The 17,792-nt window shown below is 51.8% G+C and carries 17 protein-coding genes; 3 read left to right on the top strand and 14 right to left on the bottom strand.

The window, feature by feature from the left end:
- Positions 1 to 138: 138 nt before the first annotated feature.
- Positions 139 to 477: a P-II family nitrogen regulator gene (locus FCL42_RS19515; protein ID WP_136865107.1), complete on the bottom strand. Its 339-nt coding sequence runs from the start codon at positions 475 to 477 to the stop codon at positions 139 to 141.
- Between the two features lie 83 nt (positions 478 to 560).
- Between FCL42_RS19515 and FCL42_RS19510 the strand changes: the two genes are divergently transcribed.
- Positions 561 to 1,082 carry a GspH/FimT family pseudopilin gene (locus FCL42_RS19510; RefSeq protein ID WP_136865106.1) on the top strand — a complete coding sequence of 174 codons (522 nt, stop codon included), beginning with the start codon at positions 561 to 563 and terminating at the stop codon, positions 1,080 to 1,082.
- Here the strand turns inward: FCL42_RS19510 and FCL42_RS19505 are convergent, their stop codons facing one another.
- The 12 genes from FCL42_RS19505 to murJ all read right to left on the bottom strand — a co-directional run bounded on the left by FCL42_RS19505 (position 1,083) and on the right by murJ (position 14,803).
- A complete protein-coding gene (locus FCL42_RS19505) occupies positions 1,083 to 1,355 on the bottom strand; it encodes a TapY2 family type IVa secretion system protein (RefSeq protein ID WP_136865105.1) in 273 nt (90 codons plus the stop codon).
- A gap of 4 nt (positions 1,356 to 1,359) precedes the next feature.
- Complete coding sequence (locus tag FCL42_RS19500) at positions 1,360 to 1,752, bottom strand: type IV pilin protein (protein ID WP_229359915.1); 393 nt, start codon at positions 1,750 to 1,752, stop codon at positions 1,360 to 1,362.
- Positions 1,749 to 5,390 (bottom strand): PilC/PilY family type IV pilus protein, encoded by a 3,642-nt coding sequence (locus FCL42_RS19495; RefSeq protein ID WP_136865104.1) that lies wholly within the window; start codon positions 5,388 to 5,390, stop codon positions 1,749 to 1,751. The genes FCL42_RS19500 and FCL42_RS19495 overlap by 4 nt, the downstream gene beginning before the upstream one ends.
- Complete coding sequence (locus tag FCL42_RS19490; RefSeq protein WP_136865103.1) at positions 5,387 to 5,836, bottom strand: hypothetical protein; 450 nt, start codon at positions 5,834 to 5,836, stop codon at positions 5,387 to 5,389. Before FCL42_RS19490 ends, FCL42_RS19495 begins: the two co-directional genes overlap by 4 nt.
- Positions 5,833 to 6,792, bottom strand: coding sequence for a PilW family protein (locus tag FCL42_RS19485; protein WP_136865102.1), 960 nt, complete (start codon positions 6,790 to 6,792; stop codon positions 5,833 to 5,835). The genes FCL42_RS19490 and FCL42_RS19485 overlap by 4 nt, the downstream gene beginning before the upstream one ends.
- The gene (gene pilV, locus FCL42_RS19480) at positions 6,789 to 7,355 is read right to left on the bottom strand and encodes a type IV pilus modification protein PilV (RefSeq protein ID WP_136865101.1); all 567 of its coding nucleotides are present in this window, start codon (positions 7,353 to 7,355) and stop codon (positions 6,789 to 6,791) included. The genes FCL42_RS19485 and pilV overlap by 4 nt, the downstream gene beginning before the upstream one ends.
- 152 nt (positions 7,356 to 7,507) lie before the next feature.
- A complete protein-coding gene (gene ispH / locus FCL42_RS19475) occupies positions 7,508 to 8,437 on the bottom strand; it encodes a 4-hydroxy-3-methylbut-2-enyl diphosphate reductase (protein WP_136865100.1) in 930 nt (309 codons plus the stop codon).
- 2 nt (positions 8,438 to 8,439) lie between these two features.
- Complete coding sequence (gene fkpB / locus FCL42_RS19470) at positions 8,440 to 8,886, bottom strand: FKBP-type peptidyl-prolyl cis-trans isomerase (protein ID WP_136865099.1); 447 nt, start codon at positions 8,884 to 8,886, stop codon at positions 8,440 to 8,442.
- The gene (lspA, locus tag FCL42_RS19465) at positions 8,883 to 9,383 is read right to left on the bottom strand and encodes a signal peptidase II (RefSeq protein WP_136865098.1); all 501 of its coding nucleotides are present in this window, start codon (positions 9,381 to 9,383) and stop codon (positions 8,883 to 8,885) included. The genes fkpB and lspA overlap by 4 nt, the downstream gene beginning before the upstream one ends.
- Before the next feature lie 10 nt (positions 9,384 to 9,393).
- Entirely contained in the window at positions 9,394 to 12,216 is a 2,823-nt protein-coding gene (gene ileS / locus FCL42_RS19460) for an isoleucine--tRNA ligase (protein ID WP_136865097.1), read from the bottom strand.
- Positions 12,217 to 12,248: 32 nt separating this feature from the next.
- Positions 12,249 to 13,178, bottom strand: a complete 930-nt coding sequence (gene ribF, locus FCL42_RS19455; RefSeq protein WP_136865096.1) for a bifunctional riboflavin kinase/FAD synthetase — start codon at positions 13,176 to 13,178, stop codon at positions 12,249 to 12,251.
- A gap of 68 nt (positions 13,179 to 13,246) precedes the next feature.
- Entirely contained in the window at positions 13,247 to 14,803 is a 1,557-nt protein-coding gene (gene murJ, locus FCL42_RS19450) for a murein biosynthesis integral membrane protein MurJ (RefSeq protein ID WP_136865095.1), read from the bottom strand.
- Between the two features lie 262 nt (positions 14,804 to 15,065).
- Between murJ and rpsT the strand changes: the two genes are divergently transcribed.
- Together rpsT and FCL42_RS19440 are read left to right on the top strand one after the other, a co-directional pair.
- Complete coding sequence (rpsT, locus tag FCL42_RS19445) at positions 15,066 to 15,326, top strand: 30S ribosomal protein S20 (protein WP_136865094.1); 261 nt, start codon at positions 15,066 to 15,068, stop codon at positions 15,324 to 15,326.
- Positions 15,327 to 15,467: 141 nt separating this feature from the next.
- Complete coding sequence (locus FCL42_RS19440) at positions 15,468 to 16,865, top strand: M20/M25/M40 family metallo-hydrolase (protein ID WP_136865093.1); 1,398 nt, start codon at positions 15,468 to 15,470, stop codon at positions 16,863 to 16,865.
- A 56-nt stretch (positions 16,866 to 16,921) separates the two neighbouring features.
- Here FCL42_RS19440 and yaaA read toward each other — a convergent pair whose 3' ends face one another.
- Complete coding sequence (gene yaaA / locus FCL42_RS19435; protein ID WP_136865092.1) at positions 16,922 to 17,698, bottom strand: peroxide stress protein YaaA; 777 nt, start codon at positions 17,696 to 17,698, stop codon at positions 16,922 to 16,924.
- Positions 17,699 to 17,792: the final 94 nt, after the last annotated feature.

Genomic DNA, 17,792 nt, shown 5'->3' with positions numbered 1-17,792 from the left:
ACCTATAACAACTTGAGACCGCACCTTAGCCTGGGAATGAAAACCCCAAACGAGGTGCATGGAAAAGCCAGTTGCTGATGCAACTGGCTCTAACTGAAAAGTGTCAACGCATTTCAGGACGACACACAGCGATGAACATCAGATCGCGTCTTCATTTTCTTCGCCGGTACGAATACGAATTACCCGCTCAATGTCGGTGACAAAGATCTTTCCATCACCAATCTTACCGGTGCGAGAGGTTTCCACAATGGCGTCAATGGCCTGTTCAACCAGCTCATCAGCAATCACCACCTCAACTTTCACCTTCGGCAAAAAGTCGACCATGTATTCTGCACCGCGATACAGTTCGGTATGTCCCTTCTGACGACCGAAACCTTTTACTTCATGAACCGTCATGCCATTTACACCAATGTCACCTAATGCTTCACGGACATCATCTAGCTTAAACGGCTTAATTATCGCTTCTATCTTTTTCATCGGCCTAACACCCTTATCCATCCCTAACGCCAATCGGCCTTCTATACTCCAGTGTAAGCGATTCCATAAAGTATAGGGAAGTGATGCCAGAGGGAAAACTGAAAGGAATCAGTCTAATTGAGCTATTGCTTTGCGTTGCCATTGTCAGTGTTTTGATAACCTTAACTGCGCCAAACTTATCCTCCCTGTTTGGCAAGCTTCGGGCCGACTCCGCCATCACCGCACTGCATCAAGATCTCCAATTCAGCCGCATAACCGCCATCAACTATCAACGTTTTGTCACCCTATGCCCGCTGGCAAACAATCTTTGTAGCGGTGATTGGAGCCAAGGTTATCAGGTATTTATTGACCTAGAACCCTATCGACAACTGGATCCGAATGACACAGTCCTTCGAGTCAAAGCCTCATTCCCCCCTCAAGATTCTCTGGACAACAGCGCCAACAGCTTAGGCTTGCTGTTCTCGCCATGGGGATTTACCAACAATAACAGCAGCTTTGTCTACTGCGCGAACTCTGCGTCCAACGCCAGCCAAACCAAACTCGTGATCAGCCGCGCTGGCCGCACGCGCACTCAAGCCACTGATGAAGATGACAACTGCCTATAACTAGCGAGGCTGACTTTGATCCAATATCTTTGCCTCGGCGCTATTAAACTTCTTGGTCGGCGCCACACACTCAATGACCTCAGTCACTGGCAATTTGGCACTAGCAGGCATTCGCTGAGTTAAATGATCGCGATAACGATGCATTTGAGCTGCAGGAACCATAAAGTGCTCGATGTTTCTCTGCTGTGACTCTAACTCAACAAAACACTTCAGCTCTTGGGCATCGACCGGCACCCCAACTTTCATCAGAACCACTAACCACCACAAGTTCATAAGGCTAATTCCAGCATGAGGCCGGTAGCCCCTGACCAAGTTCGTTCAAAGTCAGCTCTTGGCAATCGCTGTCTATCCGTTTTTGATTGCCCAGTGCCGTTGCCTTTAGCACAAACCCTTCGGAATTCGCCGCCGTTGCGTCAACGGAGTAGTCGCCACCGGGCAAAATCCATGGATCAGCACTTCCTCCTAAATGTTCCATATTGGCGGTATAGCTAAGACTCTCTGCGTAGTAGTGCTCCTGTGCATTTGCCAAACGAGCTAAATACACCATCGCTTCCGTACGTTGACTCTGGGCTAACTGCGCCTGAAAGCTGGGTATGGCCACAACCAATAAGATAGCGATAATCGACACCACCATCATCAATTCTAATAACGTAAACCCTTGCTTTTTCAATGCTGCTCTTCCTGATACTGATAGATAAACCGAGGAACCAACTCTTTATCTGGGTCGCCACTGCCAGATTGCATTTCAACCACTTTATCATCGACGAGTTGAAACCCCTGACCAACCCCGACAAGGTACACCTTGGGATTCCAGCTGGTGTCTGAGCTCAGGTTCGTTGGAGGAACAACTATCTGAGGCGTATCGGGCAGACGAGCGCCAAGGCTCACGTAGCTGTTGTCACTTCGATTCGCGCCGTCATCTAGCCTCAACACATAAAGGCGGCCCTGACCCGCAACCAAACAACTGTCTGCAGATTCAATCTGCCCAGGAGTAAAAGTCGTAAAAAATGCAGCACCTTTAATGATAGTGGCGGCAGACAACGCCTTTTCACTAGGCTGCAAACGGTAACGCCACCCTTTAGATTGCCCTAATTGAAGCCGACTTGAGAGCTCTGCGGCATCATCGGGTGGATGGCCAAGAGGATCCAAAGTCACATCTAACAACTGCGTCAGTTGAATCGGTTCAGGAATTGAAGCGTGCCCCGGGAGAGGCTGATCATCATAGCTGGCACTGACAATGCCAAAGTCTCGAATGACGAATAAGTAATTTTGTACCGAACGCTCGTTAGGGTGCGCACGGTGACCGCTACCAATCGCCACCGCGTCATAAGGGCGGTCTGTTGTTACCACTGATGACTGACTCGACTCACTGCCCTCTAGCCCCGTTTGAGTCAGTTGCTTGGTAATGGTCTGTGCCACGGAAACCTCGTGATAGAAGCGCCGGTCACTCGCGTCCGTTTCACCGCCCAGCTGAGCTAATTTAAACCCGGTCCAGGGATTCTGTTTTCGCAGACCCGGTAGGTCCATGCGCCACACATTTCCTCCAGTGTCACTGGCATAGATGCGATCTGTCAGGCCATCGCCATTAGAATCAAGCACTTCAACCCTCGCGGCAACGCTATCAGCAATGGGCATATGACTGATCGAAGTTTGACTGGTTTGAGGAATAAAACGGTGAATTAGCGCTCCAGTTTGTGCATCAACAAGGTACACACCCCGCCCCAAGCTGTCTGCCGCCCCAACTGAGTCCGCGTCCTTAGCCACATCGTAGCCCCCGCCGAGGATAAGCACCGGTTTTGCATCGGCAACAGTAAGATTATCTAGAGGATAATCGGGCACTCGGGTAACCACAGGCTCAGGCCAACTCTGACCTAAGTTTTGCCACGGAACACTCTCTGCACTGTTCAGCCACATTAAACGAGGCGCATCGGGCTCGCTGATGTCCAAGGCGTAGTAGCTGCGGCCACCCCGGCGCAAGCCAAAGTACAACCAAACACGGTCACCATCAGAGGCAACGATTTCTCCGTCGCCATTAGCGTCATCAATAAAGGCCACCGGAGAACCATCAATGCCATAAACGCTGTGCCCACCGGTTTGAGTATTTAACTTTAATGTCATCACATTCTTAGCAAATACCGTGGGCAGATACGCCCAACTTTCAAGCAAGGTTTGCCCTCGGTCTTCAAACATATGCAGCATGCCAGCGTTAGTGCCCACTAGAATTCTCACTCCTTTGCTGCCGCCATAATGGATCGCTAACGGTTTAGAGTGCAGTGGATCCCCAAACAGATCCTGACGCCATTCATTGGTCACGCCGTCACGATCGTCATCATCCACATCTTTTCCGTACCACCACTCCATCGCCTCTTGCAGTTCACTGCCTGACAATCCGACCAACTCCTCAAGCAATGACTCTCCTCCGGCTCGCGCCTTAAGCTGGGAAACCGAGAACGGCTGCAACAAACCACTTTCGCCTTCAGGCTCAGTCAGTACTTTGCGATTGAGCTGGTTGGTGATCGCCTCTTGCACCCCACCTTCGTCCACCGCATTACCATCGCCGCCACTGCTGGCAAGTAAACAGGTTGCCGATGAAGTCCAATAGGTGCAGGCATGATCGGCGATATCCCCTTGTTCATTAATGGCCAACTGTGCGCGACTGTCGACAATCATCCCCTGTGACGTGATTTTCAGCTTCTTCAGGTTGCCTAACCAACGCGGGCGCTCAGAAGGCAAAAACATGGAATAGTAAACCGAGTCTAAGGTTTGAGTGCGATCAAAGCTGTTGGCAGCAATCGAAGGTGAGGTGAAACTGGCATCGACTTGAAGAATCTGAGAAAACACCTGTTGTAGCGCATTAGAAAGCGCACTGGCATCCGCTGCCGGGTAGTAACGACCACCACCGCGGCGGGCGGTTTCAGCGAGTAACGCGCCGGCACTGTCGATGCCATCCTGAGAAAAACCGATGGTGTAAGTCACTAAACGTTGATGGCCTTTTACCGAATCACTCAGATCGCCCCGATGCATTGCGTCAGCCAGTGCCGGAAGGTAATTATCGGCTAGCAATCCTGAACTTAAGGTTCTGTATGGGTCTTCCACCGAGTAACTCTCTGAGCTGGTAACGCCCAGTTCGTTTCGAATCAAACTATTTAGTGCCTCATCCTTGGTCGGCGACCCATCGGTAATCAACACAATATACGCCTGCGTCTGGCACTCGCTGAGAGGCGATAGGTAACGCCCGTCCTTCGACAGTGGCTCCCCCAACAACGGCAAAGCCTGCCCAGTTAGGATTTCGGCACCACTGAAATAGCGATACCCCTCAAACACCGTTTCACACAGAGGTGTCCAAGTGGATGCAGTCAACTCCGCTACCGCGTCAATAAATGCCGCTTTATCACCGGCGCTCAAGTGCTGTACTGCCGATAGAATCCGCCCACCATGACTGCCATCCACACTCTGATCATTGCCGTCATTTAAGTTGAACACCGCCAGTCCAAAGTCCACACCCGGCGTGCTTTGTACCATGGAAGTGATCACCTCTTTAGCGATGGAAAGCCGACTTCTCATCTGGGCGTGTGCCTGCTGACGATAATAAAGGTAATTCTCCGAGAACAGGGTGACGCTATCTGCGTGATCAAACCCAGTCGCATTCAAACTTGCCGAAGCGTTCTGCGTAATCGTCAAATCTGAATCGCTTGTATTAGAGCCGTCATAAGGCAACTCACCATTTTGCGGAAATCCTGTGGCAGCAAGTTCAACCCTTGGATGGCCAATCGCATTGCCAATGGCGGCATCGCTAATGTCCTGAAGGCAATCAAAACCGTAGCTATCCACAGTCCCATCTCCATGGGCACGCTTTAAGCTGCTAGGAAAGCTGCGCCACTGCCAAGTTCGATCTCCTCGCGCCCCCTGACGAAAGCTCATCATGGCATCGGTATAAAACCCGTTATGCTCCAGTAATGTTGGCGAACCAGGCACTCCAGTAACTGGCACTAAACTACTCGCGCAGCCGTTCAAGGATGTGGAAAAATGGCGAAACTCCTCTGGGTCGCCGGGGTTTGGCAAGTTGTCGTTAATCTGGCCTCGAACGTAATACAGCCTGCCGAAGGAGCGCCCTTGAGAGTAATCCACGGACCAATCGTAAGGGGGAGGGCTCTGCAACTCTTCAGTTCGCATCGAGCCAGAATTATCAAAAACGATCAGTACCTGAGGACGACTGACTCGAGCTTCGCTATTCCATACATACAGCTCAGTGTCATCGGCACAAACCAGAGCCACAAATAACGTAAGTAACCAAAACAGAGATCTCATTGGCCAATCACCAGCATCGGCTGCTCCACTCCCGAGGCGATTTTAGCCCGCCCCTGATTTTGCTTACCAAATCGAGCCTGAGCATCAAGCTGATATTGATGACAATCAAAACTGTTAACGCTGTCAGCGTCAATGGTTCTTCGACACGTCCCTTGATAAAGATGAGTTAAATCCAGCTCCACATCGAGCAGCGCATCTTCAATGCCTAAAGCATTTTCTGAGTTCAAGAAAGTACTGTCACCTCGAGCCAGCCGCTGCGTCTCTATGTATCGATTGCTCGCTCCCAAAGCGCGCTGCGTTGCGCCATGCTGCAACACCTCTCCTATGCCTGCCTGCGCCATAATTTGCCCGCCACCAGCACTTACCAACGCAACAACACTAATGATCAGCAATAGGGCTAACACGCTGATCAGCACCATGCCACACTGGGGAAGTCGAGATGTCACAAACTGCCCTCCGTTAAGCGAGCGTTGGCCAATACAATGGTCGTTTGATACAGCCGTCTCGGAATGCCATCGTCGAAATTGACATCGCCACCGAACATCTCAAAAACCACAGGTGTTGAACTGGCGTGATTCACCTCAAGCGTAGGTCTAACTAACAGCTGTATTTGCACCGCCAGAATGACACTCGGGCTTTGCCACAGGGTCAGCGGTACTGCACTGGGTTCAAGCCAGGTATCCACAACCCCATCACCATTGAGATCACCACCAACTCGAAGCTTCAGTCGCTCAACGCCTTCGACCAACTCCTCTTCGACCATGCCCCCATTAACGTAGAGTTGACGCCATTTCAAAGCAGGAATGCCATCATCTCGGTTTTCCACGTAAAACACCCGATGCTGATAGTGCCAATATCGACCCGAAGCCAAAGAGGGAGTCGGCGATAAGTTGCCAGGAAAAAGGTGAGCATCCGCCATATTACTCAACAGATAGTATCGGTTGTCATCCAGAGCCGACGCTGGAGTATCGGGGCCAATAACCCGTTTTATTTGCAATAGATCGGACCCGTTTAGGGCATCATCGACACAACTGAGCCGGTCGTTGTCTGACTTAGTATCCGCCCACACAGTGACAAACGCCCCCTGAGGCTGAGGCAGACTTTGATGATTTGTACCAGGACCAACACAATCCTTACCCACCACTCCTGAAATCGACATCATGCCACTATTTAATGACACGCTCGTCAGCTCAGCCAGATAACCGGCGTAGCGCAATTCATCGGTCAGAATTTTCATGGCAACCCTGCCACTGTCTTGAATCTGTTGATACTGGGCATTCACCAACCGTGATTGAGACGAGCCCACCACCACGGACAGCGAAGCCGATATAACCAGAGTGCCCAGAGCCAAAGCGATCATCAGTTCAACAAGGCTTAGCCCTAAAACTCGAATGAACCTCATAGGTGAAGCACCGAAACCAGCCGCACCGAACGCCGATAATCCGATGCATTGCCACAATCGCTACGTTCATCCAGCGCACCGGCTTCTCCCTCCGCACCAGCATCAAACAGCGACTGACGACCACGCCAACTGATCACCACTTCCACATTAGCGCCATCAATTCCAATGCAGCCTTGAGCCTCGGGCAGCAAGCGCGGACTGTCCTCGAGCCGCTCGCGAGCACCAGTGAGCTGCAGCTGCCATAAGTACAACTGCCAAAGTCTTAGCTGAGGAGGGGTACAGCGCGGCGTTTCCGTCAGTTCAGAGTGACAATCGACAGCGGGAGCTGCCAGAGAACCATGCTGGTAACGGCCTTGATATTGAGTAATCTCAGAGGTATTTAGCCGCATCAATTCGATGATACTAAGAGCCAACTGGCTAGCACGACTTCGCTGCAAAACATCCTGACTGTTTTGTAATGTGGCACTGTGAAGTTTTAGGGCGCCCAATAGTCCGAAGGCCAGTATCAATAATGACACCAACACCTCCACCAGCGACGCCCCTTGCTGACTGGCAATGGTCATTCCGTCCCTGTACAACTTTCAGGTTCCGATTTGTGGCTTAACTCATTTCAGCCACAGAGAACCTACTCACTCCGTTGTCAGTAAGCATAATCAGGCATAAAAAAAGCGCCACCTAAGTGACGCTTCTGCAATTTCGAATGCTGGTACTGAATTTAGCGAAGTTCGGCAGGGACCTGAAAAACAATGTTTTCTTCACGGCCTGTGAGCTCCTGAACATCGCTAGCGCCCAGACGCTTAAGCTCATCGATCACCCCTTGAACCAACACTTCTGGAGCCGACGCTCCTGCAGTAACACCAATACGTTTGGCCTGTTCAATCCATTTGGGGTCGATATCCTGAGCGCCATCAATCAGGTGAGCCATCGCACCGGACTTTTCCGCCAGTTCACGCAAGCGATTGGAGTTAGAGGAGTTCTTAGAGCCTACGACCAACACCATCTCGCTGCTAGACGCCAATTCTCGTACCGCATCTTGGCGATTCTGAGTGGCATAACAGATATCATCTTTACGAGGGCCAGCAATGGATGGGAAGCGCTGACGCAAGGCTTCAATCACTTCAGCGGTATCGTCAACGGATAAAGTGGTCTGGGTCACGAAGGTCAAAGTGTCTGGGTCCTTAACCTCCATCTTGGCCACATCCTCTGGAGACTCGACCAAGTAGATGCCACCATTAGGACTGTCATACTGCCCCATAGTGCCTTCTACTTCTGGGTGGCCTGCGTGACCAATCAGCACGCACTCATTGCCTTTACGGCTAGCACGGGTCACCTGCATGTGAACCTTAGTGACCAGAGGACAGGTCGCATCAAACACCTTGAGACCACGACGCTCGGCTTCGTTGCGAACGGCTTGCGACACACCATGGGCGCTGAAAATAACAATACTGTTGTCCGGCACTTCATGAAGCTCATCCACAAACACCGCACCACGTTGGCGTAGACCATCCACCACATAGCGGTTGTGTACCACTTCATGGCGAACGTAAATTGGCTTTTCAAACAGCTCAAGCGCGCGCTCAACGATGCTAATCGCTCGATCGACACCGGCGCAAAAACCACGAGGATTCGCGAGATGAATCAACATGTTCAGCCTCTTTGGATAATATCCAGCACTTCCAGATCAAAAATAACGGTTTGACCTGCCAGTGGATGATTAAAATCTACGGTCACTGAATCGCCAGCCACTTCTCGGATAATGCCTGGCACTTGGTTACCATCTGGCGTTGAAAATGCCATGATGGTGCCTTCCGACAGATCCGCATCCGCAGCAAACTGGCCACGATCAAGGTGTTGAATATTATCCGGATTGGCTTCACCGAAAGCTTGATTGGCATCCAAAGAGAAACGACGCTTCTCACCTTTCTTCATGCCTTTGATGGCCACTTCAAAAGCGCCACTCAAGCTACCATCACCCATGGTTAAGCGGGCTGGCTTTCCGTGGGCGCGAGTGCTGTCTGCTTTCGTCCCATCCAACATCTCAACATCAAAGTGCACAAACACCTGGCTGTTGTTCTCAATTACCAATTCGCTCATGAACTTTCCTTAGGTCGACGACTTTCCAGCAAACTGTCCAAAATCATTAGGGCCGCGCCCACACAGATGGCCGCGTCGGCGATGTTAAACGCCGGCCAGTGCCAACTGCCTACGTAAAAGTCGATGAAATCGACCACGTAACCATAAGCGAGTCGGTCGATAACATTGCCGATGGCACCGCCAATGATCAGGGTATAGGAGAGGTTCAACCGCCACAAGCTGGTTGATTGACGACGCAGCATCACCGTCAACGCTACCGTTACTACCAACGCAAATCCCGCAAAGGCCCAACGTTGCCAACCGCCAGCATCCGCCAAGAAGCTAAATGCCGCTCCGGTATTGTGCACATAGGTCATGTTTAAATAGGGGATCAATGGCAGGCTCTCATACAGCTCGAAGTTAGCCATAACGGCCAACTTCGAAGCTTGATCGAGAATCAATGCCAACAGGGCGACCCACATCCAACGTAGGCCGCTTTGTTTCCAATCTTGTGGCATGCTGTCTCCGTTATGCGAACTGACGCTGCTCGCCGTCGCCATCTACGTTGGTCACGCAGCGACCGCAAAGGGTTTCATGACCCGCATGGCTGCCCACATCTTCACGATGGTGCCAGCAGCGCTCACACTTAGCCGCTTCAGTCTTCGCCAACTTCACCTTCAAGCCCGCCAATTCGGTCTCGGTGGCGCCTTCGGCATCACCCAGATCAGCAACGGTCACATTGGAGGTGATCATGGCAAAGCGCAGCTCGTCACCCAGCTTGTCCAGTAGGCCTTTCAGCTCGCCATCAGCATATAGGGTTACGTCGGCTTCCAGACGGTTCTTAATGCCATCGGCCTTGGCTTGCTCCAGCGCTTTGTTTAGCTCAGCCAGAACTTCGACCAACTGCTGCCACTGGGCATCAGTCAGAGCGGCGGCTTCGGTCACCGGAGCCAGACCATCGAACCAAGCTTCGGTGAATACAAACTCACCACGCTCACCTGGCATCAACTGCCAGATTTCATCGGCAGTAAAGCTCATGATTGGCGCCATCCAGCGCACCATGGCTTCAGTAATCAGGTACAGCGCAGACTGACAAGAACGGCGTGCCAATCCATCTGCCTTAGCGGTGTACTGACGATCTTTGATAATGTCTAGGTAGAAGCTACCCAACTCGATGGAGCAGAAGCGCATCAGCTTCTGAGTCACCGCAAGGAAGTTGTACTCGTCATAAGCGGCAACGATCTCTTGCTGCAACTGATAAGCACGGCCAACCAACCAGCGATCCAGTGCCACCATCTCATCCAGTGCCACCATGTCACGAGCTGGCTCAAACCCACTCATGTTGGCCAGCAGGAAGCGGGAGGTGTTACGGATACGACGGTAAGCATCGGCGCTGCGCTTAAGAATCTCGTCAGATACGGTCATCTCACCGGTGTAGTCGGTTGAGGCAACCCACAGGCGCAGAATATCCGCACCCAGTTTGTTGACTACCTGCTGAGGGCTAACCACGTTACCGATGGATTTAGACATCTTGCGACCCTTACCATCAACGGTAAATCCGTGGGTCAGTACCTGCTTGTACGGGGCTTTGTTTTTGATGGCCACACCGGTCATCAGTGAGGACATAAACCAACCGCGATGTTGGTCAGAGCCTTCCAGGTACAAGTCCGCTTCGGCGCCGTTAAACTCAGGGCGAGCATCAACTACAGAAGCATGAGTGGAGCCAGAGTCAAACCATACATCCAGGGTGTCCATCACCTTGTCGTACTGCTCAGCTTCTTCGCCCAGCAGCTCGGCAGCATCCAGATCCCACCATGCTTGAATGCCTTTATCAGCAACGCGGTCGGCAACCTGATTCATCAGCTCAACGGAGCGTGGGTGCAGAGCTTGGGTCTCTTTGTGAACGAACAGAGCAATTGGCACACCCCAAGTACGCTGACGGCTGATGCACCAATCAGGGCGACCAGCAACCATGCCTTCGATGCGGCTTTGACCCCAATCAGGGATCCACTGTACGTCTTTGATCTCTTCCAGAGAGCGCTCACGCAGCTTGGCTTGATCCATAGAGATAAACCACTGCGGCGTTGCACGGAAGATGATTGGCGTTTTGTGACGCCAGCAATGTGGGTAGGAGTGACGGAATGCTTCATGGTGCAGCAAAGCGCCCCTCTCTTTCAAAACTTCAACCACGGCATCGTTGGCTTTAAACACGTGCTGGCCAGCGAACAGTGGAGTGTCAGGCAGGTACACACCGTTGTTACCAACTGGGTTGGCCACTTCAAGGTTGTACTTGTTGCCCACCACGAAATCTTCCTGACCGTGGCCAGGCGCAGTGTGAACCGCACCAGTACCAGACTCGGTGGTCACGTGGTCACCCAAGATGGCCGGTACGGTCATCTCATAGAATGGGTGGTTGAACTGCTGCATCTCCAGCTCACTGCCTTGGCAATAGCCCAGGTTGTGATAGTTCTCGATGCCAGCACGATCCATCACTGACTTCACCAGATCCGCCGCAACGATCAAGCGCTCAGGGGTCTCACCTTCAACTTGAACCAATGCGTACTGCAGGTCGTGGTGTAAGCACACAGCGCGGTTAGCAGGCAGAGTCCAAGGCGTGGTAGTCCAGATAACCACAGACACAGGGCCGTGGCCGCTGTGATCTTCAGGGCAATCGAACTTATCGGCTACCAGCTTGGCATCAACGGCACTAAAGCGAACGTCAATGGAAGGAGAGGTCTTATCTTCATACTCCACTTCGGCTTCCGCTAGGGCAGAGCCACAGTCGGTACACCAGTGCACCGGCTTGGCGCCTTTGTGCAGGTGACCATTGTCGATGATCTTAGCCAGAGAACGGATGATCTCCGCTTCGGTGCCAAAGTCCATGGTCAGGTATGGCTTGTCCCACTCACCCAAAACACCCAAACGGATGAAATCGGCTTTCTGGCCTTCAACCTGCTTGTGGGCATACTCGCGGCACTTCTCACGGAACTCGGCAGCGGATACCTTGTGACCCGGCTTGCCCACTTTACCTTCCACTTTCAATTCAATTGGCAGGCCATGACAGTCCCAACCCGGCACGTATGGGGCATCGAAGCCAGCCAGAGTTTTGGACTTAATAATAATGTCTTTCAGGATCTTGTTAACTGAGTGACCAATATGAATGTCGCCGTTGGCGTATGGAGGGCCATCGTGCAAAATGAATGGCTTCGCTCCCTGACGGCTGGCACGAATCGCTTTGTACAGCTCTTTCTCGTCCCAGCGTTTCAACATTTCCGGTTCCCGCTTGGCAAGGTTGCCGCGCATAGGGAACTCGGTTTCAGGCAAGTTTAGCGTTGATTTGTAGTCGCTCATTGATCCTTTCACCATAATTCAGGCTAAAAGCATTAAGACGCAGACAACAGGGCTTTTGCCTGTGCTGCATCCTTAGAAATTTGATTTTGTAATGCATCCAACGAATCGAATGCTTGTTCATGTCTCAGGTGATGCAGCAGCTCCACTCTGAGGTGTTGCCCATATAGATCACCTGTAAAGTCAAACAGATGAACTTCCAATTGGCAACGGGTTCCCGCAACGGTAGGCCTACGACCTACGTTTGCGACCCCAACAAAACAGTCACCCTGACGGGTAAAGGCGCGAACCGCATACACACCCCCTAAGGGTGATACTCGGCGATTCATCGCAATATTGGCTGTGGGGAAGCCGATGGTTCGGCCCAATTTCCGGCCGTGACGCACCCTACCGGTAATTTGGTAGGGGTATCCCAACATAGCATTAGCTTGCTCAAGCTCACCAGACTTTAGAGCCTGACGAATCAGGGTTGAACTGACTCGCTGCTGCTGCACTCGAAAGCTGGCTGTCGGCACCACATCGAAGCCATGGCGGTTGCCCGCTTCAACTAGCGTGTCAAAATTCCCCTGACGGCCTTTGCCGAAACAGAAATCATCGCCCACCACCAGAAATTGAACCCCAAGCTTTTCAACCAAAAGCTGTTCAACGAACTGAGTATGACTCAGCTGGGCAAACCTCTGATTAAAGCTCACGCACAGAATGCGCTCAACTCCGAGTTCACTCAAACGCTGCACTTTATCTCGTAAACGGCTGAGACGTGGCGGCGCTTTATCACCGGCAAAGTGCTCTTGAGGTTGAGGCTCAAACAGCATTACGGTCACCGGCAGATCCAGCTGTTTGCCTTTTTCCACCAGTGATTTGATCACCTCAGCATGGCCAAGGTGAACCCCATCAAAGTTACCTATTGTCAGCACACAGTTACGGTGCCTCGAACGTAGGTTATGTGTTCCGCGGATCAGCTCCATAGTCCTGCTTGAGCTTGTTATGTCGAAAATCGCCGGATTATACCTCAGTGTGAGCTCAGAATCAGCACTCAAGCTGCTCGAAGATCGCGAGGACGCACCCCAAGCAGGAATAATGTGATGGCGTAGATGCCCGCGCCAGCACCAATCAGCCCACAGAGCCACAAAATTCGCTCACTCAAGTCCACCGCCAACCACTGAGCCATCTCAGGGGTTAACCAAACCAAGCCCGCCGCCATGGAGACTGCGGCAACAATCACTTTCATCAGATAGATAAAGGTTGGTTTAGATAACTGATACACCCCTTGGCGCTTTAGGCCGAAGTAAAGCATCCCAGCATTGAGAGTGGCTGAAGCCGCCGTGGCCAGCGCCAAGCCTACATAACCAAAAGGGATCGCCAGTAAGAGATTAAAAACCATATTACTCACCATGGCGATAATGCCGTAGCGCACCGGCGTCTTGGTGTCCTGGCGACTGTAGTAACCGGGAGCCAATACTTTGACCAACATAAAGCTGAGCAGGCCGCAGGCATAGGCCATCAAACTGGCGGCCGCCATTTGAGTATCATGGGGCGTAAACTGCCCGCGCATAAACAGCACCATGAGCATCGGCTGGGCCAAGGTCATTAAACCAAGGGCCGCAGGTAGACCCAAGGTGGAGACGCTGCGTACGCCCCAGTCCATGGTTGATGCAAATTGACTGCTGTCGGCATCCACATGTTTTTTCGACAGTGCGGGCAGAATGACCGTCGCAATGGCGATGCCGAATAGCCCCAGCGGAAATTCCAACAACCGATCAGAGTAATAGAGCCAACTGATGGAGCCGGTCATCAAGAAACTGGCAATTAGGGTATCGAACAACAGATTAATCTGGCTCACCGACACACCGAACATCGCCGGTATCATCAAGGTGCGAATCTTCACCACTCCAGGGTGATTCCAGCCCCACTTAGGGCGAACCAGCATCTTGGCTCGAAACAGAAACGGAATCTGAAACAGAAACTGAATTAGCCCCCCAGCGAAGACGCCCCAGGCCAATGCCAGTTCCGGCTGTTCAAGTTGCGGACCAAGATAAAGTGCAAAGCCAATAATGGCCACGTTCAAAAATACCGGCGTAAAGGCCGCAACCGCAAAACGCCCCAAAGTATTCAGAATGGCACCAGATAAGGCAGTAAAGGTGATGAACCACAAATACGGGAAGGTGATCTTAAGCATCAAGCTAGCCAGCTCAAACTTCTCCCCTTTGGGGCCACCGTTTAACCAATCAATAAACCAGCCGGTACCAAACAGTGCCGCTAATACTGGAGATCCAATCACACCAATCAAGGTCACTACAGTGACGATGGTGCCCAAAGTGCCGCTGACTCGGGCAATGAGTTCACGAACTTTGTCATCATCGCCTTCGGCACGCACCTCGGTGAGCACCGGCACAAACGCTTGGGCAAATGCACCTTCGGCGAACAGTCGGCGTAGGAAGTTTGGGATCTTGTTTGCCAGAAAAAATACGTCCGCCGCTGCGCCAGCGCCCATCAAATTGGCGACGACCACGTCACGAACCAGTCCCAAAACCCTTGAAATCAGTGTCATGGCACTGACAATGGCTCCAGAACGAATCAGCTGTTTACTCAATTGAAATCTGCTCTTTGTGTGGAGAGGAGAGGGGTTTGTTTCATCTACGCGATAAATATCGTCGCTTGCCCCTGTCACCGTACTAAAAATGCTGCTAGAATTGCGCCCCATCTTAAACTAGTTGGCTGGAAAAGTACCAAGGTTCGGAGAAATCCCAATCTGGTGACGTTAATTTGCACGGTAAGATTGACATTGCTTGGCAAAAACGCTATTTTCCACGGCCTTTGAAAATACGACAGCACCGTCTTTTAGGAGTTTGACCTTGGCTAACATCAAGTCTGCTAAGAAGCGTGCAATTCAATCTGAGAAGCGTCGCCAGCACAATGCTAGCCGTCGCTCCATGTTGCGCACCTACTTGAAGAAAACTGTAGCTGCTATCGCCGCTGGTGATAAAGCTGCCGCTACTGAAGCATTTAACAACGTTATGCCGATCCTTGATCGCATGGCTACTAAAGGCCTGATTCACAAGAATAAGGCTGCCCGTCACAAGAGCCGTATGGCTGCTCAGATCAAAGCCCTGTAAGAGCTTCGATCCTTGTGATGAAAAAACCGGCTTAGGCCGGTTTTTTTTTTTGCCTGAAATCTATCGTTGCAGATTAATTACTGCGATAACAGGCTGATTTTTGTAACATTGGCGCTCCAAAGGAGATAACAACAATAAAGGATGCCAATGCGCCGCTCGACTCTACTTGCCGCCCTATTGCTCTCAAGCAGCTGGGCCAACGCCGATTCTGCTCTGTCTGAACAGACCCTCAACGCCACCCAAGAACTGAAAAAACACGCCATGGTGAGCCAGCACCCCTGGAACATTCTGGAATCCTTGACCACCGAAGTGGGCCCAAGACTGCCAGGAACCGAGGGTGATGTTCGTGCGGTTCAGTGGGCCATGGATAAATTTAAACAGCTTGGTTTTAGCAAGGTCTACAAAGAGCCGGTTAAGGTGCCCTATTGGTATCGTGGCAGCGCCCACGCCAGTGTTGTCGCGCCTTTCCCACAGCCACTCACCATTACCGCTTTAGGCAACTCGGTTGCCGCCGATGTCACAGCACAGATCATTCGCTTTGATAACTTAGACGCACTTATCCAAGCCGATGCTGCGCAGGTCAAAGGCAAGATCGTCTTTATCGACCATAAGATGGAGCGATATCGCGATGGTCGCGGTTACGGCCCGGTAGTAAAAGCCCGAGGCAAAGGCGCGGTTGAAGCTGCCAAAAAAGGCGCTGTGGCGATGTTGCTGCGCTCAGTTGGCACTGACAGCCACCGCTTCGCCCACACCGGTGTCATGCGCTACGTAGATTATGTGGATGCCATTCCCGCGGCGGCGCTATCGAATCCAGATGCCGATCAGATCACTCGCATGCTCAGCCGAGGCGAAAAGGTCGAAGTAAACGTTAAGCTCACCAGTGAAAACCGAGGTGAGGCCACCTCCTATAACGTCATTGCTGAGATCCCCGGTAGTGATCTAGCTAATGAGGTGGTGATCATTGGTGCTCACCTCGATTCTTGGGATGAGGGTACCGGCGCTCTGGATGACGGTGCCGGTGTTGCCATTGTGACTGGCGCCGCCAAGCATATCCTCGAGCGAGGCCTCACGCCTCGCCGCACCATTCGAGTGGTGCTGTTTGCAGCCGAAGAGATTGGCCTTGTGGGGGCGAAAGCCTATCGTGATGCCCATAAAGACACGTTAGATAGTATTTACATCGCAGCCGAAGCCGATTTCGGCGCAGGCCCCATCTATCAGTTCAACACTCGGGTTAACGAATCTGCTCTGGATAGCATGGAGATAATCGCGAAACAGTTGGAATCACTTGGCGTCAAACTTGGCAATAACGCCAGTTGGGGGGGACCGGATGTGTCAATACTGCCAGCTCTTGGCGTTCCCGTCGCTGGGCTGTCGATGGATGGAACCGATTATTTTGATTATCACCACACTGCCGATGACACCCTAGATAAGGTTGACCCTGATGCACTGCGTCAAAGCAGCGCCGTCTACACCCTGTACGCTTGGATGATGGCAAACTTGGACGAAGAACTGCGTCCAATTCCACTGCCAAAGCAGTAATCAAACAAAAACGGGACCTGATGGTCCCGTTGCTTTAATCGTGATTGCTGCCGCAGTTATGCCGGCTCGTCGCGCAGGAACACTAGAGTATCATCGCTGGATTGCTCTTCACTAAAGTAATAACCGGCGTAGTTAAAGCCTTCAAGTTGGCTTAACTCAGTCACCTGATTCTCAGCCATGTAGCGCACCATCATTCCCCGAGCCTTCTTAGCGTAGAAGCTGATGATCTTGTACTGGCCGTTTTTCAGATCTTTAAACACCGGCGTGACCACCTTGGCATCCAAACTCTTCGGTTTCACCGCCTTAAAGTACTCATTGGAAGCCAGGTTCACCAACACCTGACTGTCAGCCTGTTTCAGCTGCTCATTGAGCATGTCAGTTAGGGTCATGCCCCAAAACTGATACAGGTCTTTACCCTTAGGATTCGCCAACTTAGTGCCCATCTCTAAGCGATAGGCCTGCATCAGATCCAGCGGCTTTAGCAAGCCATACAGACCTGACAAGATACGCAGGTTAGCCTGACAATAGTTCAGACCGGTTTCACTTAGCGAGTGAGCATCGATGCCGCTGTAAACATCCCCATTGAAGGCATACAGCGCCTGACGGGCATTGTCTGGAGTAAAAGGACGCTGCCACTCTTGGAATCGGGCAACATTAAGCCCAGCCAGTTTATCGCTAAGCTTCATCAAACTGGCCAGATCAGCGGGAGTCAGCTGTCGGCATACCTGAATTAGCTCCTCAGCCTGATCCAATAGCGGTGGCTGGGTGTACTCAGAGGTGGTCACCGGAGTGTCAAAATCCAGATTCTTTGCCGGTGAGATAACTGCCAACATAATGTGCTCCTAATTCACTGTGATGACGTCACTATATCAATGCCGTGGTAACAAAAAAACCGACAGTATTAGATAGCCGAAATCGCTTTTATTG

The sequence above is a fragment of the Ferrimonas aestuarii genome (assembly GCF_005116665.1).
Lineage (GTDB): Bacteria > Pseudomonadota > Gammaproteobacteria > Enterobacterales > Shewanellaceae > Ferrimonas > Ferrimonas aestuarii.
Note: the sequence above shows the minus strand (reverse complement) of the source record. Positions and strands in the feature narration are given on the sequence as shown.